Below are 23,492 nucleotides of genomic sequence, written 5' to 3'. Positions count from 1 at the left end.
TAGCGGGGTTTGTTGTTTTTAAGAGCGTCCTTAATGTGGCGTTTAAGCCAGTTTAAATGTTGCTACTTTCGAGTTGAGATCCTCAGCTTGCGATTTCAGCTCAGCAGATTGATTCATCGATTCTTCGGCACCAACTACCAAGTGATCGGTCACATCTTTAATGGACGTGACGTTTTGCGTGATTTCATTGGTTACGTGCGTTTGCTCTTCGGCGGCGGTCGCGATTTGCGTTGCCATATCGCTGATCAGCGCAACGGCCGCGTTGATTTCATCCAGAGCCAGTGCTGCGCGATCAGCATCTTCCACCGAACCTTGCGCGAGCTGAGAGCTTGTATCCATGATGGCCACTGCGCGTTGTGTGGTTTGCTGCAAGGTCTCGATCGTCGAGCGAATCTCTTCGGTTGAGGTGTGTGTGCGTTGTGATAGCACGCGAACCTCGTCTGCAACAACGGCAAAACCGCGACCTTGTTCACCTGCACGCGCCGCTTCAATCGCCGCATTCAGAGCCAGTAAGTTGGTTTGCTCTGCGATGTCTCGAATCGTTGATAGTACGGTTGAGATGTCTTGCGCGTGCTGGTTGAGCTCGCCGATGACAACGCTCGCTTGGTTGACTTCAGAAGACAAATTGTTGATGGATGACTTGGAGTTGATCACTAACTCATGACCATTTTGTGTGCTTGCTGAAGAGTCTTGAGCGGCTTTAGCCGTCTGCTCTGCATGTGCTGCAATCTCTTGCGTTGCCGATGCCATTTCAGTCACAGCGGTCGCCACCATAGTGATTTCTTGTTGCTGATGGTTCAGATCGGAAACCGATTGATTCGCGCGAGTCGTGCTCAGCTCCGATTGTTGGCTCAGTTCTTCCGCTTGGTGACGAATGTGACCAATAAGTTGCTGCAAACTTTCAACGAACTGGTTGAAGTTTTCAGCCAGCTCACCAACTTCGTCACGGTTTTCTACTTTGATGCGTTGAGTTAGGTCGCCGCTACCGTTTGCGATTTGTGCAAGCGCATTCGAAACGTTGTAGAGCGGACGGAACAAGATGTTACATAGCAGATTAAACAAAGCTACACAGATAACGACGACGATGGTGGTTGCGATGATCTGATCCCAAACAGCATCGTAGAGTGGGGCAACCAACGAGTTTTGATCTAACACCGTCACTGTTGTGAGCTGGGTACCCTCTATGTGGCGCGCGTAAATCACATATTCGGTGCCGTTAATAGAGACGCGACGCTCTGTACCTGAACGTGCGGCAGACGTAATGTCGTTGTTGTTGAGGCCTAGCTTGCTAACCGGTTGATTCAGCAGTTTACCGTTGTTATGAGTGAAAATATTGCCCTGTTCATTGGCAATAAACATATAACCTGCACCCGGTAGGATCACTTGGTTCAGACTGTTCAGGATATCACCGATCTCTACGTCAGCACCCAGAACGACGGTTTGACCATGCAATTGCAGGGCTTTACCGAGCGACACCACATTCGCACCAGTTGCAGCAGCAACGGTCGGGTTATCCATAAAGACTTTCGATGGATTGGCAATGGCGTTGGTGTACCAGCCCCACTTGCGAGGATCGTTATTACCTGGTGGCAAAACCACCCCATTAGCGTTGTCTTGTGACCCGTCCGGGTAAGCGAGGAAAACGTTATCGAACGCGCCAGAGTCTCGGACTTGTTTCAAATGCGTAACCAGAGAACGTTTCTCTGAATCAGAAGAGAGTGAAGTTAGTGCGCGCTCTTTAGAGAGTAGCCAGTCCTTTACGTATTGATTGTAAGATGCGCTAGTGCTTTCTAGTCGCTGTGCGACTTCGACATCGAGCCTATTTAATGAATCTCGAAAAGACAGCCCCTCTACCAGCACTCCCCCTAGAATGATGGCGGCACTGGCAGAGATTGCCAGTTTGTTTTTTAATGATAGATTTTTGAACATAAAGCGAATAATAGATCTTTGAATAATAGTTGTTGTGTTTTTATTCTCATCAGTGCTCTCTGCGCTGTTGAATATGCAGCAGAAAGTTAGATTCGAATCTGTTCAATAATTATATTTTATTGCTCAAAATAAATACTGACTCCATGTCGCGAATTTGAGTTTTACATCAAATAAGCAAAAGGATTTGGAACGATATTATTTATGTATTTGTAAAGTAAGGATTTGTCGATTTTTGTAAATGAGAATTGATTTCAATAAAAGGTGATCTTTATCACATTTGCGCGTCTGATAATCCATTAAAAATGTGAAGGTTATAGCACCGGATATATATTGATTAGCTTAATCATTGTTATGGGCAATCGTTATGCGCAGTATATTGTTAGTCCCCGCGTTATTAGTGTCAGGGTGTGCTCTGATACAACAGTCGACGCCGATTCAACCTGACGCCAACTGGCACGTGGACCAGTTATCGAACGGTATGAAATACCATCTTTATCCAACAGAAGACCAAGAAGTCTCGGTCCGTTTGGTGATGAATATCGGCTCATTCCAAGAAACATCTTCTCAAAAGGGTTACGCTCACTTTGTTGAGCATATGGCGTTTAATGGTAGTGAGCATTTTACCGGTAACGACGTTGTTAAACTTTTCGAGCAATCTGGTGGTAGCTTTGGCGCTGATATCAACGCTTTTACCAGTTATCAGCAAACGTCTTACCAACTTGACCTTGCGAATAATACGAAGCTAGAAGATGCCCTGAAGTGGATGAGAGATATCGGTAACGGACTTGAGTTTGCTCCTGAGCAAGTAGAGAAAGAAAAAGGGGTGATTCTCGGGGAATGGCGACGTGCTAATCCGGATGATAAGTCCTTTTCTATGCATGCTTACCAAGCCTCGATTGAAGGCACTATGTATGGTGAGCATGACCCAATAGGTACTCGCGAAGCGATTCAAAATGCTTCCTCGAGTAAGTTAAAGGCGTTTTACGACAAATGGTACCAGCCACAAAATGCCGAGTTGATTGTGACTGGTAATATCGACGTAGATTCACTGTCCAAGATTATCAAAAGCAAGTTCTCGAACTGGGAAAGTACCTCGGATACGCTAATAGAGAAGCGCCGTGATATTCGAGTGAACAACGAAAACAGAATCTTGCCAAGTAACACGATGGAATCACCAAGTCTTCATTTAGTGATTGAGCGTGGTCTAAGTGGCGGCACGACGATTGAGCAACAACATGAAGTGTGGCGTGATGAAGTAGCAACACAACTCATTCAACAGCGTTTGATCCGTGTACTCAGTGATGCCGCTGAACCTTTTCAATACGCTTATGCAGAGCCCTATTACTCTAACTATCAGCGTATGACGTCGGCAGGGATTTCGTTTGCACCAGATCGCCGCGAACAAATGCACCAGACTTTCATTCGTACCTTGGCGTCGTTGAGAGATTATGGTGCGACTCAATCCGAGTTAGATAGCGTTATGTCAAATTGGCAAGGTGAACTTGCAAATATTGATTCAGATTGGAGTCAGCGCAAGCCAAACAGTTACGCAGAAGCACGTGTTTTTCAAATTGGACAAGACAGTGTCAGCCAATCAAAAGAGAATTATGCCCAGAGTTTGGCAGAATTCATCAACAACGAGAATTTAGAGAGCATTAACACACAATTGACGGCTTTGTTATCTCAGCAGCCAAGCTTTTTTATTGGTTTGGGGAAAAGCGAAACGTCAGAACAGTTCAATGGTGTATTTGCCGCTCTAAACAGTGCCTATCTTCAAACTGGCGAAAAACCGTTAGAGATGTATGACAAAGTGGATGGATTCTTAAAGCCTACCCAGGAAGGCAGCATCACGAGCATGCGTCAGGAAGCGGGTGGTTTTCAAGTCTATACGCTATCAAACGGTGTCGAAGTGTGGTTCCAAAAAGATACTAAAGCGGGTGGTCGAGCGTATATTTACTATGCGAGCCAAGGTGGTAAAGCCGCTGTTGATCCGACGTTGTATGCCGCTTATGAAATCGCAGCAACAACGGCAATACGCAGTGGGTTAGGGGCATTTTCTGGTTCAGAGCTAGATAGCTACTTACGCAAAAACAACATTGCGCTTGGCGCGATGCTTGATGCGACCAGTCACGGAGCACAAATTACGGCGCCAAATACGCACCTAACTGATGCTTTGAATGGACTATACAACCTAGCGACGGAGATTAAAGTCGACGAGCGCCAGATGGCAGCAGCGAAGCAAGAGTTTAAACAGCAGAGCGGCGCTTTTTTTGAATCACCGATGGGAAAACTGATTCAAAAAGCAAACGGCAATTCTTATTTGCCGGGTAGTCGTCATCGTATAGTGTCCAGTGATGATGTTGAACAAGTGACTTCTGAGCAGATACTAGCGGTGCATGAGCAACTTTTCAAAACCAATGATGGTTTTAAGATGGTTATTGTTGCAAACGTAGAGCCGGAAGAAATTACACCACTTTTGCGTAAGTATATGGCCTCTATCGAAATGAAACCGAGTCGTTCGATTGATTATCACGTTGCGTTTAACCCGGAAGTGCCGGAGCGAACTGTGGTTGCGGATGGGCATGAACCTTCATCGTTGTATGTAATGCGTTTGACTAATACGAGCGATTACCAACGTACGGCAAGAGACACGGTTATCGAAGATATTTTGCAACGTATTAGTAATGCACGTGTTTTGGATATTGTGCGAGAAGAGTCTAGCCTTGATTACAGCCCGAGCATTTACACCATGACACAAGATCGCGAACCCATCTCTGATTGGCTCTTGGAGTCTCAAGTCGAGCCCGAAGACGTGGCACTTTTAGAGAGTAAACTGGGCAAAGTGTTTGATGGTTTAGCGTCAAATATTACCCAAAAAGAAGTGGATACGGCCGCGAAACAACTGGCAGTCGCGATGCAAGGGTTGGATGACAACCCAGCACAGAGATCATGGGCATATACTCGTTATTTGGTGCATGATTACGGCGTCGATGTGTTACTTGACGTTGAGAAAGTGGCTAAAAGTGTGACGTTAGATGAAGTGAAAGCGCATGCAAAATCAGCTTTTGGTCCACAAGCAAAACGCTCGGTGATGGTTTTAAATCCGGCCGAATAATCACGTAGTTTCTGACGAAAATCGTGGCAATAGTAATAAAAAAGACGGCGTGAAAGCCGTCTTTTTTAAGCACTTTAATCAAAGCGTTTTATGCTGATTTACGCGCAAGTCGCTTTTCATTGTTGGTGTTGTTTTCTTTTGTGATCGCACTGTCTTGAGCCTTACCCTTTAACGTTACCACTTCCTTTTCAGGTAATTCGGCTGCTTCACCAAAGAATTTGCCACCAGGTTCAATGCTGAGGTTATTGCTCCAGATCCTACCGCTTACGCGTCCCTTGGCAAGTACTTGAATGTGCTCTGCGTGGCAGTTTCCGTCCATCATGCCATTAATGATCAGCTGTTTAGCATAGATTTCACCGTTTACTCGCCCACTTTCTGCGACAACGAGAGTGCCTTCCACGTTAATTTGACCATCGACGATGCCATCAATCTGGACATCGTTTTCTACTTTGAGTTCTCCGCTAAGAGAACAGCCTTTGGCGATGAGAGTTGAAGCTGCTGAGCTACTCGTTGTTCCACTGTTTTGATTAAAGATTCCCATCGTATTCTTCGCTCCTTAGTAAAAATGTCTTCGAAATCATTAAGGCTCCAATCGACAAATGGTTTCGGATTCAGTGCTCGCCCAACAAATCGCACCTCGTAATGCAGGTGAGGGCCAGAAGAGAGCCCACTGTTGCCGGAAATTGCAATCAGCTGCCCTTTTTTGACGAACTGACCACTTTTTACTTTGAACGCTTTCAAGTGCGAATAAGAACTCGAAAAACCGAAAGAATGTTGCAGCCTGAGGAAGTTACCAGAGCCTTTATTACTGCGGCGGGTGACTTCCACTACCCCATCGGCAGGGGCATAAATTTTGGTGCCGATATTTACGGCAAAATCGAGCCCACGATGCATCTTGGCAACTTTTGTCACCGGATGGATACGCTTACCGAATCCGGAAGATAGCCGTACCTTGCCGACTGGAGAGCCACTTGGTATTTGGTTTAATAACACCATGCGAACGTTTGAGGTTATCGCCGCCGCATCGAGCCTAGCATCCAAGTTATTTGTCGAGGTATGTTCTCCAACCCCAAGCACTTTCTCTAATTCACCCAAACGTTCCGAAACAAGTTGTACCCGTTCTTCCCGTTCTGAAAGGTCATTTTCTAGCTCTGATTTAAGTGTTTTCAGTGTGCTGAGCTCTTCACCCATGGTGCGTGAATGTTCTGTCAATTCAGCTTGTTTTAACGCTGCATTATCAACGCGAGTGTACAAGTGATGAATTAAGATTACGGTCGCGGCCAGAGCAACAACAAAAAAAACGAAAAACGTTTTTATGTTGCGTTGCATCCTTTTACTGAAGTACCAATGTCTTGAGCCATTGATAGTTGATATAGAGATCGTCAACTGGTCTTTCATCGTCTTCTATTGCTCGTATTTGGTATACGTCTCGTCACTGAGTTAGTAGGAATGTAAGGAAAACGAGTAGGGACTGCCAGAGGCAAATTGGAAAGAAGTGTCAGGTCGTGAGGCGTTTTCAGATATTAGATAAAAGACTCAATAAAGATTTAATATTCTGCTGATTTTGGTCGTAATTACTCCAAATCGCTTCATTTAACTGAATATTATGATTTTTAAGGCGGTTATCCGAGAAATTGGATTGTGAATATTGCCAATAGCATCCGCACGCAATTCAACTTACTTCACGGTTTGCCTTATAAATGTTGGATAATTTATCAAACCGACATTCATTACATCGATAACTTGTTTATGATAGCGGTTGATATAAAGCACTATTCATTGGCTTTAAACCTAAGCGTTACATTTCGGTTAGGAACACATAACTATGACAACGGAGTTGGTCGTGAAAAAACTACTATTGGCTACAGCAGTGGTCGCAGCTGCAGGGGGCGCTGGCTACCTGTACCAAAACAATACTACCGCAAGTGATGCAGGCTCACTGTTAACGCAAGTTCCTGCAGATTCACTTATGGTGACGTATCAGACAGAACCTTTTAACCATTATAAATACATGAACGCATTCGGTACGGCGAACCAAGGCTCGATTGCAGAACTTTTTGCCGATGAACCACTGTCTCCACAACAGCAGTTTGCAGTTAATTTATTCGATGGATACCTAGAGAGTGCTGCGTCGCCAGAAACATTAAAAGCTTATTTGGGCACCGGGGAAAACATTAATCCTGTGTTGTACACAATTGGTATGGTACCGGTGTACAAAGTGGATATTGAAGACCCTGCCGCGTTATGGAAAACACTGGATCATGAAGAGCAGATGAGCGGCGCTAAGCATGAGTTGGTTAAGCTTGGTGACGTCGAGTATCGTCGTTACGAGATGACTGATTCAATTGACCCGCAGGACGGTATTGGCTTGGTTGTAGCCGTAGTTGATAACGTGCTTACGTTAACGGTTGATGTTCCGCAACTGGGCGTTCAAAACCCGATTAAAATGGCATTAGGGCTTGAAGCACCAAGTCAAAATATTGCTGACAGTGGACGCCTTGAGGCGTTGCAAGCCAAATACGGTGAAAACAACAACTCTTTTGGTTACTTTGATCATCGCGAAGTGATTAAAGGTTTGACGACGAAAGATGGCAATATGTTTGCTCGTCAAATCAGCACGTTGGATGCAATAGATCCTGAACCAACTATTGAGGAAATGCGTTCACCAGCCTGCCATACTGAGCTTACTCAAGTTGCAGAAAACTGGCCTCAGTCCGTCGCGTTTGCAGAATACAAGATGAAAGGCGATCAGGCGTTCATTAAAGGTTCTTTTGTTGTTGAGTCCAACAATAAAGTGATTCTAGATGCGCTCAAGTCGATTCGTGGTGTATTGGCTGAGTCTAAAAGTGATAAGAGTTTCTTTAGTATGGCGCTTGGTTTAGACATTAATACGCTAGCGCCATCGATTGGTCAGATTTGGGCTGACTTGACCCAGCCTCAATATCAATGCTCTTTATTGACACAAATGCAGCAAGAGATGGGCGGCCAGAATCCAGCAGCCGCTGTAAGCATGGGGTCAGGCATGGTTAACGGCCTCAAAGGCTTAAGCCTACAAATGTTTGATATCAAAGTAGATACTAATGCTCAGCATGGTGAAGTATTTAGCCAGCTAGATGGTATGTTGTCTCTTTCTGCCAATGATCCAATGATGCTTATTCAAACTGCGCAAATGTTCGTTCCTGAACTTGCTCAATTGCAAATTCAACCGGATAACCAACCTGTTAATGTCAGTGACCTATTAGAAATGCATACTGGCATGAAGGTGGACGTGTTTGCTCGTCTAAACGAAAACCATTTCACCCTTTACAGTGGTGATAGTGCTGCGGAAGCAAGCAAAGAAGTGATGGCGCAATCACTTTCTCCAAATGGCTTGTTCAGCTTTGATTTTGATTCAGAACGTATTTTGGAAGTGTTAGAGAGTGCGTCGTCAATCACTGGGGAGCCGGTTCCGGATGATGTTGTCAAAAGCTTACAAGGCGAGCTTGTTGGTGGTATGACGATGGACGTGACAGACCAAGGTATTGGTTTTGAGTTTGATTACCGTGGTGCAACTAAACCTGTAACGGTTGCACAACAGTAACACATTGAGTAGAAAAAGGCGGCATATGCCGCCTTTTGTTATTATGTACCGCATTAAAAAGCGAGTGGGAAGAGCGACGCTTACTCATCTATTTGAGAATGAGAGTATTGCTGATATTCAGGTAACTCTTTTCTTAAGTTACTAAATGTCGCCCATGCACTTTCTTTTGAAAGTTTGTTGATCAGCCAGTTTGGCAATAGACCTCCGGGGTCAGCAAACGCCTTGTATTCCACGAGTGTTGTATCGTTTGTGAGTTTTTGTAACTCCCAAGTCGCATCAACCGAGCGAATTCGAACATAACCATTTTGTTCAGCAATATATGAGTCAGGTGCGCTTTTGATTTCTATCGTGAATCCCAGCTCATCGACCCAGTACTTTGAGTAGGTGACCATATCCCGATTTTTGGCAGGCCATGGTGCTTTAAACTGGGTGTAAACGATGTTCTCGGTGGCCGATATTTGATTTAAAACCCGGCTATGACTGGCATTGTCAATCCAGTTCGGGATATTGTCACTGTCTTCCAGTAGCGTTAAAAATGCACCATAGCTGGTGGGTGTGAACATCCGGGCACGGATCTCAACTAAACCGTCACTATGTTCTCGGGAGTAAATTGTGATTCCATTCTTGTCACTCTCGAACTGCCAGTTCTCGTTGGCGCTCGCATCAGTACCAGCGGATATCAATGTGGCGAGTGTTAAGGCGCCCATTCTTAAATGCAACATCATGTTAGTATCCGCCAACTTTTCCTAAATTTAAGTTTATACGATTTGTCGTAACTATAAGGACAATAGTATGTTTTTGTTATTGTTCTGAAGGTTGCTCTGCACTGAAGCCACGTTGAATGTTGGTGAAGGTAAGCGATGCAAATATTACGATAACGATCGCTAGATGCCATGCTTGACTCAATCCAAGCTGTACCAGAGTTAAGCTGACCAATGAGGAGACGACCATTTGTCCACCACCAGACATTGCCGCTGCGGCACCTGCTTGCTTTTTATAAGGTTGCATTACCATCGCTTGTGCACAAGGTAGGGCAATACCATTACCCAAGATCATTAATAGCTGTCCTAGCATCAGAAATAGAGGCTCAACAGGACAGAAAAATAGCCATATTGCGGCAGCGAGGTGAAGAAATGGGGTGCAGAGCAGCATTTTCTTATTGCCAATAATTGGCCTTACTCGGTTACAAATCGTGGTACCACATAACATACCCAAAGCGGGAATGAGTGCCCACATTGCGTATTGAGCGGAGGTCATGCCAATTTGATCTTGCATGATAAATGGCATCACAGAGACTGTCGTAATCATTAAGCTGAAGTTTAACCAACTGATACTGGCGAAACTCATAAAGTAACGAGACGTAAGTAAGCTCTTGTATTGGAGCAACATGTTTCGGGGTGACGGAATGACAGAACGTTTTGCGATGGTTTCTGTGAACTTAAAGGCGATGATTACCCAGGCCAGCGAGACATAGCCCAACAGAGAAATAAACACCATACTCCAACCGAAGTGGAAGTTGATAAAGCCGCCAATCACAGGTGCAATAAGTGGCGTGATTGAAGCCGCCATGGCGATGTAAGACATTGCCACTGGGAGTTCATCCCCGCTAAACCTATCTCGAGTCGACGCCCTCGCGAGTACCGCGCAGCATCCTGTACCTAACCCTTGTAAAAAGCGCCCCATCACCATCCCTGTAAATGTGTCACTGAAGAAAACAATCATCAGCAGACCAGACATCGCGATGAGTAAACCGGTAAGTAATACTCTTTTTCGTCCTAAAGCATCTGACACTGGCCCGTAGATAAATTGAGAGGGGCCAAAGCCGAGCAAATAAATACTCACAAGTAGTTGAGCTTGGTCGAGGGAGATGGAAAAGTCTTTTGCTATCCATGGCAAAGAGGGCATGACTAGCCCCATGCTCAACTGGCCAACGCTAATAATAAGACAGGCGAGTAGTATAGTATGAAAGTTGATTGGGCGACTCATGACGGGTCTCCATTCAAACAACTTTTTTGGCGTCGTGATCTTAAGCCACCTTCGTCATCCACTTCATTTAGCTTTGCTTTGACCCGCTTCACAGTCGATAGACTGACTTCGCATTGCTCTGCTACGTTTTGCAATGTGTAGCCTTCTAGCAGTAACGTTGCGATCTGTTGGTGTTTGGTTTTGTTTGCGGGGCGGCCGCGAAACTTCTGTTTCCATAATTCTGGCTGCTCTTTAATGGCCTGTCGCCCTTGCTCTGCGGCAAACAGGCGATGTTCAGTCTGCACTTTCCCATATCCAGATAACACTGTGAGTAGTGTTTGAGTTTGAACAGAACCTGGCTCAAAAGTTATTGATTCACATACGGTTTTTAATGTTACCCCTTTATCGAGTAGCATTTTTATCGTGTTCAATGCTTGACTAAAGTCGCGACCAAATGCGGTCAGCCACCAGAGCACAATCGTATCCCCAGCTCTGACGGAATCGAGCAGTCGTAAGAATGCCTCTCTCTCGGTTGGAGGCATGCAACCACGAACCTTATCCTCAAAATGCTGAGCTTCGGGCGCAAAAGCTTTTAGAGTATTAAGGTGCTCTTGGTAAGCTCGATTTTTTGGCGAATAACGAGTGTAAAGATACGTGGTCATAAGGATTATGAGCCTCTTTTTTTGGTTCATATAGTGTGATGGCTCATAAATATACATGGGTTCATTAATGCTTACAACACTAAATGAGCCGTTTGGGTGTCAGAGGCAAATAAAAAAGCCAACCGAATGGCTGGCTATAGCTATTTAAGCTTTTGTTGTCTGGCGCTCGATTAACTTCACTGGCACCATCATTTTTACTAGGCTGCCGTTTTTCGTATTAATTTGATCAACAATGATCTTCACGCACTCGCGAGCGAGGCGACGGAAATCCTGGCGGAATGTGGTTAGTTGATAGCTCAACCATTCTGTCTGAGGAATATTATCAAAGCCAATGACTTGTAAGTCCTGAGGAATGCTCAACCCGCATTCTATACGGGCGATATCCATGACCGCCATAGCAAGGTTATCGGTTGCACAGAACACCGCTTCAGGCCGATTTTTGTCTGCCAGTATGGCACGGACTTTATCAAGTGAGCTCGCGTAGTCATAACTGGCTTCAATGATGCGTGGCGTCTTGCCGGTTAGGTCTTCAAATTCAGAGCAGAAGCCGCTTTGGCGTTCGTCATTCGTAAAGGTTGGCACTTCTCCCGTCAAATAAACCGCGTTCTTCACGCCACTTTTGTGCAGAAGTTGCGCGGCTTGTTGGCCTGCTTCGTAGTTGTCACTGATAACGTAGCTACTCCTAGTACCTTCAACAACTCGTGCGTATTGAACAATTGGGATATTAAACTCTTCACATTCTTCATAAAGGGACTTATTGAAGGTTGCGGAAGCGGCAATGACACCATCGACGCGATACTGGAAGATATTTGGGATTGAGTGGCCCTCTTCTTCATCCACTTGCCATGGAATCAATACGGCAGAATAACCTTTTTTCTGTAACTCACTGGAAATTAATTGCAGTGTTTTCATATGGATAGGGTAATCCGCATCAGGAAACACTAAACCTATCAATTTCGATTCGTTTGTGGTCAGGCTACGTGCAAAGGCGTTAGGGCGGTAGTTAAGGGCTTTAGCCGCTTCAAAGACTTTTTGCTTGGTCTTTTCGGATACTGAGCTACCCGGAACAAACACGCGCGATACAGTAGATTGAGAGACGCCTGCCATCTTTGCCACATCTTTTGATGTGACTACGTGTTTAATTGATTTCATGAATAAAACTTAGTTGCCAGTAATTGAGGTCATAAGACTAGCATAAATAGGTACGTATTCATAAATGTTCTGACGGGGTATCCTAAGTAGAATAATGGCTTTGGAGTATTAAAAAGCAAAATGTGGGTTAACCCATTTGGTTTGCTTTGAGCTAGCACTAGATCTAGTGCGTAGATACTGTCCGTTTGTTGGACGTACAGTATCTACGTAAAGAAGATTAATTTGCTTGTTTGACTGCAACTTTACGTTTCGGGGAGAGGAGTGAATACCCCATGTATCCGATGCAAGCGGTAGCGACAAGAATAGAGCAGCCACGCATAAAGTTAATCAGCATAGGAGCGTTGTCGGTAAACGCGTTGATCCCCCAAAGCATCACGAGAGAGAATACAAACATCACTAGTAAACCATAACATGGAGCATCGATTTTGCCGGGAACGACATACCAACCATCTTCCTTGATTGGTTTATTTAGACGAGCATATTCCGCTTGCTGGCCTTTCACTGTGTAAAGATGCATTTCATCTTGTTTACCCGTCAGGAGAAGGCTAGCAATGTAAGCGACAACGGCATTCACAAGGACGCCAATCACGCAATACCAAGGCCACGCAATATCGGTCGCAACGGCTACATACCAGATCACCAAGAAGCTAGCAGCAACGCCAATTAACAAGCCTTTTTCCGTAATGTGTTTTGAGTAGAAACCAAGGACGAACATACAGAAGCTCGCACCGACAAAGTAAGAGCCTGCCTTACTCAGCACTTCCAGTACCGAGCCTGTGCTGGTGGCAAACATGATCGCTGGAATGATGACCAAAATCGCCCACGCCACCGTGAAGAAACGCGATACCTTTAAGTAATGCTCTTCCGACTCGTTTTGCTTGTAGAAGCGTTTGTAAAAGTCAGCCACAGAAACGGTCGCCATTGAGTTAAATGCGGAATCGAGACTCGACATACTTGCCGCCAGAATCGCAGCGGCAATGATGCCCATCAAGCCTGGCATTCCATATTCACTCGCATAATGAAGAATGATGGTGTTGCCGTTTTCAAACTCTTTACCGTCGTAATAAGCGTTGAACAGGACGCCAAGCAAGATAAAGACAAAGTAAATAAAGAAGGCCACGTAACCCATCATCAACATTGCCTTTTTCGCATCGCCCATGTTTTTCGCGGCCATACAACGTTGTACCATCATCTGGTTACCGCCATACACGGTGGTGTGGAACATCGTCATTGCGATAACGCCGGCCCATACCGTCGTTACTTGGCTTAGGTCAAAACTTGTTTGTAGGGCATCGGTCATTCCTTTCGCTTTGAGTTCTGCCATGACCTCCGTCATCGGGGCTGGCATGCCATTCCATACAGCTTCAATGATGATGAATGCGCCAATAAATAAGATTACTGCTTGAATCACATCGGTCCAAATGACGGCCGCGATACCGCCCATTACGGTGTAGATAAGGGCAATTGCAGTGACGATCATGATGCAGTACATCACGTCGATACCAGTAATGAACTCTAAAATCATTGCTGTGGCATAGAGTACCGCTGCTGAGCTCAATGCTTGTTTGATAAGAAAGATAAACGACAATGTCAGTCGTGACGCCTTACCGAAGCGTCGTTCTTGGTACTCGTAGATAGAGGTTAAACCGTTGTTGTAGAAAAACGGCATAAACACAGCCACGATAAAGAAGATCACGAGAGGGTAATTGAGGTGAATCGCGATAACCGACAGACCTTCTTTGTAAGACCAAGCTGGCCCGCCAAGGAAAGACATGGCACTAACGTACGTACAAACGACTGAAATACCGATCGCCCACCAAGGGATGTTTTTGTCACCCAAAGCGAATTGGCTAGCTGAAGTTACTCGCTTACCAATCACCGCACCCAGTACTAACGTTAGGGCAATGTATCCGCCAAGGATGCTCCAGTTAAGTGCGCCAAACTCATGCATAATTAGGTCCTTCTAACTGTTCTTTCATTTGTGCAAACACGTCATAGCCAAGTTGTAGCAGGATATGAACGATGTCGTTCGACACCCAGTTTTCTTTCAATAGATCGCCTTCGCGTCGCCAAATGTCCATAACGCGTAGCTCGATGTGTTTTCCTGTTGGAGCGAGGCCAAGCCAACCACTGTGGCCAGTGTGCGTGCCATACATATGTGGCCAACCACCTGTGGATACGTAGTCATTTTTGGCCAAAAAATTGACCTCAATATCGACACTTCGATCTGGGAAGGCAAACACAAATGGCGCTTGGTGGTGGTTACGGAAACCTTTGATACCGCGCGTCGTGCCAATACCTGCTGGGCCGTACCACATGAAGTCATTGTGCCAGTAGTTTTCTAAATCCATCGAGAAAAGATCTTTGCCATCAAAACGACCCAAGCAAGACAGCATATCTTCAACCAGCTGGGCGCTCTTTTCACTTTCTTCCAAAGACACAACAGATTGTTGAATACCGTTAGAAGTTGCAGGAGAAGGAACCAAGCCATCGTGACCTAAGCTTTTACGAAGAGGGTTGCAGCCTGCTTGATTCATCGCGTCGATGAAGTCTGGGATCATGTAAGATTCGGTGATTTGGTCGTTCTCCACACACACCATTTCGGTGTAACGCAAGTAGAGTGTTTTCCCTGTTGCTGGGATGCCAAACAGTGGTTGTTCAAATGTACCGATAAAGTAGCCGGTAGAGTTGTACCAAGTGCGGCCTTCGTATTCGCCGTGCATCACGATTATTGGTCGGCGCTCGGCATCAGGCAAAGCATTAACAAGTGGTGAGAGGAAAGATTCGTGGGTTGCATCTGGGCCATTAAGATCGTTCACAGGGTGCGCCACGCACCATTTTACGTCAGGGTTCAAAGCTTGCAGAGCGGCCTGCTTTTGCTCTTTATCTGCGGCTTTGAAGTAGTTCTGGTAGAACTGTTCGATGATGTTGAGTGACATGTTGCTTCCTTACTGTCTGTGATTTGAATGAATAGTGTTTAATCAGTCGTTAGCCTTGCTGTAGCAGGATTTGCTTCCAGATTGCGGTCTCGTCAAACAAAGTGAATTCGCGACGAAGACCCCAAGGGCCAAACTCAGCGTGGCTGATCCCCATGATGTAAACCTCTTTTCCTGAAGGCTTACCAAACATCCCGTATCCCTCATGCTTACCGTGCAAAGACCATCGAATCGCAGCGCGTGGTGACATCATGTCGTCATCTCGGCCGATACGATGGTGAACGGAAAATTGAGCGTTAGGGAAGGACGCACGAAGGGCCATCCAAAAATGATCGACTTCCGAGTGTGATAGGGCGGTTTTTCCTCGGGTGTATTCGCAGATGCAAGCGCGGTCGTACTCTTTCGGTACTATAGAGAACTCGGCGTTCATAAGACTTCTTAGAATCGCTTCGTAGCGTTGACCGTATTCATTGTCATTGCCTACACCCAAATAAGGTCCAGGAATGTCGACTTCAGGTGTGAACGGAAATGGGCTTGATTCCACGCCACCTTCAAATTCGATTTGTTGGCGTGCAAACTCTTCTGACGTCATGCCCAGTTGTTTCGCGATATCGGCTTGATCGCGAACCAACCATTCGTCATTGATTTGGTTATTGATGGCGTGGCAATCCGCGATAATACGGAAACGAAGTTTACGGTTCGAGGCTTGTCCGTAGAAGCCGTTGCCACTGTGTGTTGCAGTAGAGATGATTCGATGAGAAGAAAGCATACCTTGCTCTGGCGTACCAGACCAAATGACATCTTCGCCATATAGCGTGCGATCTGGAAACTCAGCCAGTGTTGCCATTGTTGCACTGATCACCCCTTCGTTTCCTTGAACGATAGAGAGTGGCGTGCGCACAACAATGTCAGGTGAGTAGTAGTGTTCTAAGGTGTTTAAACCTCGGTCTTCCCAAATCTCTTTTGTGATACCAAGAATGTAGTCGGGAAAGTCACGCCACTTTTCATCGAAGCCAACCATGGCCATAAATCACCTCCGTAATTGAATAATTATGTTTGTCTTATGTTTTTGGTTACGTATTCAAAATATATTATGTTGTTAGTTTGTCAATGGATTGTTTTCTTATTGTTTAAATAGCGTGCTAATGATCAGACTTTTAACAATTGAGCGGAAAATAAACTAAAAAAGTACAGGAGAGATGGAAGCTATCTCTTATCGAGACGTGTTAATAAGAAAGGAGGTCAAAGTTTTTTGTATGAATTTCCTAATATCTTATTGTTTTTTAATCGCTTAATTTATTTTTATCTGTTTGAATGGAAACAAATGATTAAGCCAAAACTGATAATCATGCAGATCAAGGCACCCAAATAGACTTTATCGCTAATATTCAGCTATTTTGGTGTCAATTATCCTTATATCTTTCAAATTTTCCTTTTGCATACGAATGCTTAAAGGCTTTTTTATTAAATCGGAAGTAAATAACGAATAAGCCACTAGAAAGGTGTTTATCTAGTGGCTATAACAGTCATAAGCGCTCTATGAGTGCAACGATCAGGATAAAAGCGCAGGTAACGATAGCGAGATGGCAGGGATGAAGGTAATCAACATCAAGGCCACTATCATTGCCCCAATCCAGCCCATAATGGCTTTAGAGAGCGACTCTATCGGTACTTTGCCTACCTGACTTGCCATAAACAAGTTGGCACCTAAAGGAGGCGTAACAAAGCCAATGGCCAAGTTCACGATCATCACGATACCAAAATGAACGGGGTCCATGCCGAGTGCTGACGTAATGGGTAGCAGAATTGGTGTGAGAATAACAATGGCCGCCAGCGTTTCCATGAAGGTACCGACAAGCAACAACAGAACATTGATGCAAAGCAGTATCAGCAGTTTGTTTTCGGTAATCGATAGAATGAACTGAGCAATTTCAGTCGGCAGACGTTCTAGGGTCAATATGCGGCCAAACGTCACGGACGCACCCACAATAACGAGCACTGCGCCAACTAACACTGACGACTCTAGAATGATTTTCACAACTTGCGCTGGTTTGAGCTCTTTATAAACAAACATGCCAAAGAATAAGCCATAGAGCACACCAATGGCGGCTGATTCGGTAGGTGTGAAGATACCGGAATAGATACCGCCGAGAATGATCACGGGTAGTAGCATTGCCCAGCTGGCTTCTTTTAGCGCAGCAAGACGCTCTGCCCAAGTCGCTTTGCGTTCGTTACCTGTGTAGCCCCGCATTTTTGAGACAATTAGACAGTAGCCGATCAATACCATACCGACGACCAAGCCAGGAATGATGCCCGCCATGAACATCTTAGTTACCGAGACTTCAGCTGTGATCGCGTAGACGATCATCACCACAGAGGGTGGAATAATGACCCCAATTCCGCCGGAAGAGGCTATCAAGGCACCGGCAAAGCTGCGGTCGTATCCTTTCTTCACCATAGATGGAATCATCGTCAGGCCGATAGCGGCAACAGTGGCAGACCCCGTACCAGAGATGGAAGCGAAGAACATGCACGCCACAATGGCGACGATGCCAAGCCCACCAGTAAAGTGGCCAAAGAAGACCTCCGCCACGTGTAATAATCGTTTTGAGATCCCTCCTTGGCTCATAAGGTTACCTGCCAAGGTAAATAGAACGACGGCGAGGAGAGGGAAAGAGTCGAGCCCTGTTACCATTCCTTGGACTAAAAACTCGATGTTAAGAAACGGCAGACTGAGTATCGCGACCATACTGGCTGCCGCCAGAGCAATACCGACCGGAACGCCAATGAGCAGAAGCAGACCAAAGCTGCCAAACAAAAGTGCAGACGTCATGCGTTAAACTCCAATAGTCGGTTAGAAGTACGGTACTTTGCTTTGATATGGCGATAGCGTTGGCGAGAAAAGCGAACTCGTTCATTGCTGGTGGAGCACGCGTTCACACGTTGATAAATGCTTGTCACTAGGCGCGCGCAGCTTAATAGTGCGCAAACTAAAACAGAGGCATACAAACACGCAATAGGAATTTCCATTGCGGGTGCAATCTGACCGAGTTGCAGGCTGCGATTGATCACCTTAAATCCAAACCAGGCGACAGTGGCACTAAAGGCAAGGTAGATAAGATCAGAAACAATCAAACTGAATTGCGTCCAATTGCCCGGAAGTTTATCGATGAACACACGAATGCGGATGTGTCGATCATCTCGGATACAGTAGCTGATGCTAAGGTACATCGCCCATACGAATAAATAGCGTGCCAGCTCTTCAGCCCACGCGATCGTTGCGTCAAATAGGCGTAGTGCGATTTGCAAGCACAGTAAAGTTGTCATCATCGAGATCGCGATAACAATAAGGGTAGGTTCTAGGTACTTGTCTAGTAAGCGAAACCACTTCATATTTACCTCCAAAACGGAAAGCACGACCTGTTTCCAGATCGTGCAAAAGAGTGGGAGTTATAGGCGTTCTATCTCGGCAATCACGCTGTCAAACAAGTCTTCGCCTGTCTTGCTACGCAGATCTTGGTACACGGCTGCATTCATTTTCTCTTTCATGATGCTGCGCACGTCATCTGGGACGATGTTAACCGTCATGCCTTTCGCTTTGAGATCTTTGATCACTTCTTGATTTTGCTTAGCGGCGAACTCGCGCTGCTTAGCGATGGTTTCTTTGCTTACTTCACTGATCAGCGCCTGTTGCTCTGCAGGCAGTGAATCCCAAAACGATTTGTTCATGAACAGCACGTAGTTGGTGTAAATGTGGTTGGTCAAAGAGAGGTACTTCTGCGCTTCATAAAAGCGTTCGGCATAAATCGAATAGATGCCGCTTTCTTGAGCGTTTATCAGACCTTGTTGGAGCGAGGTAAATATTTCACCCCAAGAAAGAGGCGTTGGTGCGGTACCCACGGATTTCCAAGCACTGATCTGGGTTGGGTTCGATGCTGAGCGAATCTTCAGCCCTTTCAAATCTTCAACGCTGTCTATTGGTTGTTTGTTATTAGTCACGCTACGAAAGCCGACCTCCATGAAGCCCAAGCCGTGAAAACCCTTTGATTCCATAGCATTCAACAATGGTTGTCCGATCTTCTCGCTGTCGAGCGCTTTGTGCGCTTGCTCTTCGCTATCAAAAAGGTAGAACACGTCGAGCACGTTAAATTCTGGGACATAGGGAGAGAGTAAAACAGACGCTCCAAACGTCATTTGTAAGTTGCCTTGCTGCACAAGTTCCGTGGTCTCACGCACATCGCCCAGTTGTCTCGCCGGGTAGATTTCGACCTCGATCTCACCGTTTGAGCGTGCTTCCACTTCTTGTTCGAAATAGAGCATTGCTTTGTGTACTGGAGACGTTTCTTGGCTGTCGTGAGCAAGACGAATAACGTTACTTGCAAACGTATTCATGCTGGTCAGTGCGAATCCCAGTGCAGTAAGCGAAGTTATGATTGCTTTCTTCATCGTTCTTCCTTGTTTCTGGTATGACCTGCCATAGGCATTCGTCGGCAAGACACACTACTTGTTATGTTTTTATAAATTAATTGAGCAATTCATATCCATTTTGCATACGAATCCAAAATAAAACATTCAAGTAACAAGTCAATAACAAGGTCAGAAAATTGAAGCAGAATTGAATAATGATTGGCTGAAATTTAATCGCGGTCACAGAAAAATGCCCCGCTCGAAAGCAGGGCATTTTGTTTATTAAGAATGAATAAATATGAATTTATTAAAGGGTGCTGCTGCGTTCGATCAAGGTGCCTTGCTCGAGAAGATACTCACCCGTTGCGTCCTGATTGCCATTGATGCGGTTCATCAGATCTTCAACTGCGCGCTGAACAATTTTGTCGACGGGTTGAGCGATGGTCGTCAGATCATAACTAGGCCAAGCAGACATCGGAATGTTATCCACGCCCATCACGGAGAAGTCTTGAGGGATCTTTGCTCCGGCTTGGCGTAAACCATCCATCACACCCATGGCGAGGATGTCGTTTGCACAAAAAATTGCATCGGGTTTGCTAGTGTGCGACAAGATCGCTTTCGCCGCTTCTAAGCCTGCTTCAAAGCTGTACTTGGCTTGGATAAAGGTTGGTGACGGGGAGCCGAGTTCTTGCAATTTTGAAGAGAAACCCAGCCAACGCTCTTCACTGGTCATGGAGCCAGCATCGCCACTGATATAAGCACACTGTTTTGCGCCTTTCTGCGTTAAATACTCGGCTGCTTGTTGGCCCGCCAATCGGTTATCAATACCAGAGCTATTGGCATTAATACCCTCGGCGTAGCGGTTAATCAAGCTTAAATGAACGCCAAACTTTTCGCATTGGGCAAACGCGCGTGAGGTTAAACGGCTGGTGGCGATAACGAGTCCGTCCACTTGGTATTCAATGGCGCGTGAAATGGCGAGATCGAGGTCGTCCTTGTCGATAGGGCAAAGCACAACTTGTCCGCCTCGCTTTTGAATTTCGACAGCCAAAGCACGAGATTGCATGTCGTACATTGGGTTTGATTCGCTATCTAACGCAATCGCCACTAAGCCTGAACGATTCGAAATCAGACCTCGGGCGATGGCATTCGGTGTGTATCCGAGCTTAGCTGCGGCATCCATCACCATTTTGCGTTTCTTCTCGCTAATACTCGCAGTCGGGCTGAATGCTCTAGATACCGTCGATTGAGAGACGCCGAGCATCTTCGCGACGTCGATCGAAGTTACTTTCGCTTTAATGGTGATACTCCTTATTTAAGGCCATTGAACCTTCTCATACGTGCTGAGTGTATGGGCTAGGGGATTTCTGTGTCTAGAGCATTACATTGATAAGGCGTAAATATCAGAGAAAACTCAAGAATTCATCACATTTCTCTCTTGCTTGAAGCCATCAATGATCATTTTGTGTTCAGAGCCAACACAAAAGAAGCTAACGCCGAGTTCACGCCATTCCCGAGCTTGTTGAGCCGTCGCGACAAACATGCCAACAGGTTTATTGGCGGCTCTGGCCGCTTCGATTACTCGCATACTTGCTTGTGCGACTTTCTCATCATGAACGCTATCAGCACCATAAGCGACAGTGAGATCAACTTGGCCAATGAAGAGCGCATCAATTCCTTCAACATTGGCAATCGCTTCAACATTTTCAACCCCTTGAGGGTCTTCAATTTGTGCAATGACAATCGTATTCGCACGGCTGTCTTTTAAGTGTTCAACCATGGGCTTAGTGGCGTATTGCGCTGCTCGACTGGAACCAGCATACCCTCGGCCACCTTCTCCGTAATGGCAGATTTTCGCCAGTTGCGTCGCTTGCTCAGCAGTACAAACATGGGGAATTTGTACACCCGCCGCGCCACAGTCAAGCGCGTTCAAAATGGTTGAAGGAGCGCTGTCTTGTACTCGTACCACGCACGCGAGGTCATTCGCTCTGGCCGCCATGATGCACAGATCAAGCGAGGAACGATCGAAAGGTGCGTGCTCTGCATCCAGTACCACAAAAGGCAACTCTGCCAGTGCCAATACCTCGATAATGTGAGGATGAGGGGTTTTAACAAATGTACCTAATAGCGTTTCTTTAGTCAGACGTTGCTTAAAATTGCTCATAATTCTCTCCTTTGCAAAGGTATGCAAAAACTAACACGATGAAATGTAAATGATGAGTAAAAATGATGTGATCTAAAACTCATTTTTGATTAAAAATTAAACTCAATCAAGGTCCTTATTACTTACTTTTATTTGTTTAAATTAATCAATACAAAGGCTTAAGGGTGGTTTTTTTGGTTTGTTGACTTAACTTGTCAAATGTTAATTAAGTGTTTAATCTGATTTTGCATTCGTATCCAAAAGCATAAAAATAACCGTTCGTCAGCCTCAATGTTCAAGGAGAAACCCAATGGCACGCATTTTAAAAAACGGAATCACTGAAGAAGCATCAGCATCAAACGACGCAAAAGTGCGTCAGATTGTTGAAAACATTCTTGCTGATATTGAATCGAAAGGTGATAGCGCTGTACGTGAGTTGTCTGAAAAGTTTGATAACTGGTCGCCGGAGCAATTCCGCCTGTCAGAAGAGCAAATCCAAGCCTGTGTGGATGCGCTTGATGAATCGACTCGTCATGATATCGAGTTCGCTCAGCAACAAGTTCGAAACTTTGCTCAAATTCAGCGTGACTCAATGAAAGACGTCGAAGTAGAAACCATGCCTGGTGTGGTACTGGGGCATAAAAATATTCCAGTCAACAGCGTGGGTTGTTACATCCCTGGCGGTAAATACCCATTGGTTGCATCCGCTCACATGAGTGTACTGACGGCGAAAGTCGCGGGCGTAAAACGTGTTATTGCTTGTGCGCCACCGTTTAATGGCCAGCCGAATGTGGCGATTGTCGCTGCGATGGCAATGGCGGGTGCGGATGAAATCTATTGCTTCGGTGGTGTTCAGGCGGTAGGTGCAATGGCTCTGGGGACGGAGACTATTGCACCGGTCGATATGATTGTAGGGCCGGGTAACGCATTTGTAGCAGAGGCAAAACGTCAGTTGTTTGGTCGCGTCGGTATCGATTTGTTTGCAGGCCCAACGGAAACCCTAGTCATTGCCGATGAGAAAGGCTGTGACCCGGAATTGGCAGCGGCAGACTTGCTTGGTCAGGCTGAGCATGGTTACAACTCTCCCGCTGTATTGTTGACCAATAGCGAAACATTTGCGCAAGAAACCATCAAAGAGATCGAACGTCAGTTAACCATTCTCCCAACGGCTGAAGTTGCGGGTAAAGCGTGGGCAGATTACGGACAAGTGATTGTGTGTGATAGCTACGAAGAAATGGTGGAAGTGGCAGACGATATCGCTTCTGAACACGTGCAAGTGATGACGGAAGATCCTAAATACTTCCTAGATAACATGACCAACTACGGTGCCTTGTTCCTAGGTCGTGAAACCAACGTTTCTTACGGCGATAAATGTATTGGTACCAACCATACACTGCCAACGAAGAAAGCGGCGCGATACACCGGTGGTCTTTGGGTAGGTAAATTTATCAAGACCTGTACTTACCAGCGTGTAACGGAAGCTGCGTCGCTAAAAGTCGGTGAGTACTGCTCTCGCTTGTGTGCACTCGAAGGTTTTGCTGGCCACAAAGAGCAAGCGGATATTCGTGTGCGCCGTTACAAAGGCAAAGTGGAAGAGGCGTAA

At 45.7% G+C, this 23,492-nt stretch carries 18 protein-coding genes; 3 read left to right on the top strand and 15 right to left on the bottom strand.

Features of this window, described 5'->3' with window-relative positions:
* Positions 1-42: 42 nt before the first annotated feature.
* A complete protein-coding gene (locus R7M92_RS01045) occupies positions 43-1,929 on the bottom strand; it encodes a methyl-accepting chemotaxis protein (RefSeq protein ID WP_318132511.1) in 1,887 nt (628 codons plus the stop codon).
* A gap of 364 nt (positions 1,930-2,293) precedes the next feature.
* On the opposite strand from R7M92_RS01045, the gene R7M92_RS01040 reads away from it, so the two are divergent.
* Entirely contained in the window at positions 2,294-5,044 is a 2,751-nt protein-coding gene (locus R7M92_RS01040) for a M16 family metallopeptidase (protein WP_318132510.1), read from the top strand.
* An 88-nt stretch (positions 5,045-5,132) separates the two neighbouring features.
* Here the strand turns inward: R7M92_RS01040 and R7M92_RS01035 are convergent, their stop codons facing one another.
* Complete coding sequence (locus tag R7M92_RS01035) at positions 5,133-5,585, bottom strand: bactofilin family protein (RefSeq protein WP_080773744.1); 453 nt, start codon at positions 5,583-5,585, stop codon at positions 5,133-5,135.
* On the bottom strand, positions 5,489-6,442 hold the full coding sequence (locus tag R7M92_RS01030; protein WP_053307982.1) for a M23 family metallopeptidase: 954 nt from the start codon (positions 6,440-6,442) through the stop codon (positions 5,489-5,491). Before R7M92_RS01030 ends, R7M92_RS01035 begins: the two co-directional genes overlap by 97 nt.
* A gap of 427 nt (positions 6,443-6,869) precedes the next feature.
* On the opposite strand from R7M92_RS01030, the gene R7M92_RS01025 reads away from it, so the two are divergent.
* Entirely contained in the window at positions 6,870-8,624 is a 1,755-nt protein-coding gene (locus tag R7M92_RS01025; RefSeq protein WP_181881329.1) for a hypothetical protein, read from the top strand.
* 80 nt (positions 8,625-8,704) lie between these two features.
* On the opposite strand, the gene R7M92_RS01020 is transcribed toward R7M92_RS01025, so the two are convergent.
* From R7M92_RS01020 to R7M92_RS00965, 12 genes are all read right to left on the bottom strand, one after another.
* Positions 8,705-9,349 carry an START domain-containing protein gene (locus R7M92_RS01020; protein ID WP_213966411.1) on the bottom strand — a complete coding sequence of 215 codons (645 nt, stop codon included), beginning with the start codon at positions 9,347-9,349 and terminating at the stop codon, positions 8,705-8,707.
* Positions 9,350-9,425: 76 nt separating this feature from the next.
* Positions 9,426-10,610 carry a multidrug effflux MFS transporter gene (locus R7M92_RS01015; protein ID WP_213966410.1) on the bottom strand — a complete coding sequence of 395 codons (1,185 nt, stop codon included), beginning with the start codon at positions 10,608-10,610 and terminating at the stop codon, positions 9,426-9,428.
* On the bottom strand, positions 10,607-11,251 hold the full coding sequence (locus tag R7M92_RS01010; protein WP_171344786.1) for a recombinase family protein: 645 nt from the start codon (positions 11,249-11,251) through the stop codon (positions 10,607-10,609). Before R7M92_RS01010 ends, R7M92_RS01015 begins: the two co-directional genes overlap by 4 nt.
* A gap of 144 nt (positions 11,252-11,395) precedes the next feature.
* On the bottom strand, positions 11,396-12,403 hold the full coding sequence (locus R7M92_RS01005) for a LacI family DNA-binding transcriptional regulator (protein WP_005374731.1): 1,008 nt from the start codon (positions 12,401-12,403) through the stop codon (positions 11,396-11,398).
* 217 nt (positions 12,404-12,620) lie between these two features.
* Positions 12,621-14,354 carry a sodium:solute symporter family transporter gene (locus R7M92_RS01000; protein ID WP_017820102.1) on the bottom strand — a complete coding sequence of 578 codons (1,734 nt, stop codon included), beginning with the start codon at positions 14,352-14,354 and terminating at the stop codon, positions 12,621-12,623.
* On the bottom strand, positions 14,347-15,342 hold the full coding sequence (locus tag R7M92_RS00995; RefSeq protein WP_318132509.1) for an ester cyclase: 996 nt from the start codon (positions 15,340-15,342) through the stop codon (positions 14,347-14,349). Before R7M92_RS00995 ends, R7M92_RS01000 begins: the two co-directional genes overlap by 8 nt.
* Positions 15,343-15,391: 49 nt before the next feature.
* Positions 15,392-16,366, bottom strand: a complete 975-nt coding sequence (locus R7M92_RS00990) for an ester cyclase (protein WP_318132507.1) — start codon at positions 16,364-16,366, stop codon at positions 15,392-15,394.
* A 525-nt stretch (positions 16,367-16,891) separates the two neighbouring features.
* Complete coding sequence (locus R7M92_RS00985) at positions 16,892-18,172, bottom strand: TRAP transporter large permease (RefSeq protein ID WP_318132506.1); 1,281 nt, start codon at positions 18,170-18,172, stop codon at positions 16,892-16,894.
* Entirely contained in the window at positions 18,169-18,732 is a 564-nt protein-coding gene (locus tag R7M92_RS00980; protein ID WP_318132505.1) for a TRAP transporter small permease, read from the bottom strand. Before R7M92_RS00980 ends, R7M92_RS00985 begins: the two co-directional genes overlap by 4 nt.
* Positions 18,733-18,789: 57 nt before the next feature.
* The gene (locus R7M92_RS00975; protein ID WP_318132504.1) at positions 18,790-19,785 is read right to left on the bottom strand and encodes a TRAP transporter substrate-binding protein; all 996 of its coding nucleotides are present in this window, start codon (positions 19,783-19,785) and stop codon (positions 18,790-18,792) included.
* Between the two features lie 268 nt (positions 19,786-20,053).
* Positions 20,054-21,010, bottom strand: a complete 957-nt coding sequence (locus tag R7M92_RS00970; protein ID WP_318132503.1) for a LacI family DNA-binding transcriptional regulator — start codon at positions 21,008-21,010, stop codon at positions 20,054-20,056.
* A gap of 150 nt (positions 21,011-21,160) precedes the next feature.
* Positions 21,161-21,910, bottom strand: coding sequence for an HpcH/HpaI aldolase family protein (locus R7M92_RS00965; RefSeq protein ID WP_005374748.1), 750 nt, complete (start codon positions 21,908-21,910; stop codon positions 21,161-21,163).
* A gap of 289 nt (positions 21,911-22,199) precedes the next feature.
* Between R7M92_RS00965 and hisD the strand changes: the two genes are divergently transcribed.
* Positions 22,200-23,492, top strand: a complete 1,293-nt coding sequence (hisD, locus tag R7M92_RS00960; RefSeq protein ID WP_005374756.1) for a histidinol dehydrogenase — start codon at positions 22,200-22,202, stop codon at positions 23,490-23,492.

It is taken from the genome of Vibrio sp. Vb2880, from assembly GCF_033337975.1.
Classification (GTDB): Bacteria; Pseudomonadota; Gammaproteobacteria; order Enterobacterales; family Vibrionaceae; genus Vibrio; species Vibrio alginolyticus.
Note: the sequence above shows the minus strand (reverse complement) of the source record. Positions and strands in the feature narration are given on the sequence as shown.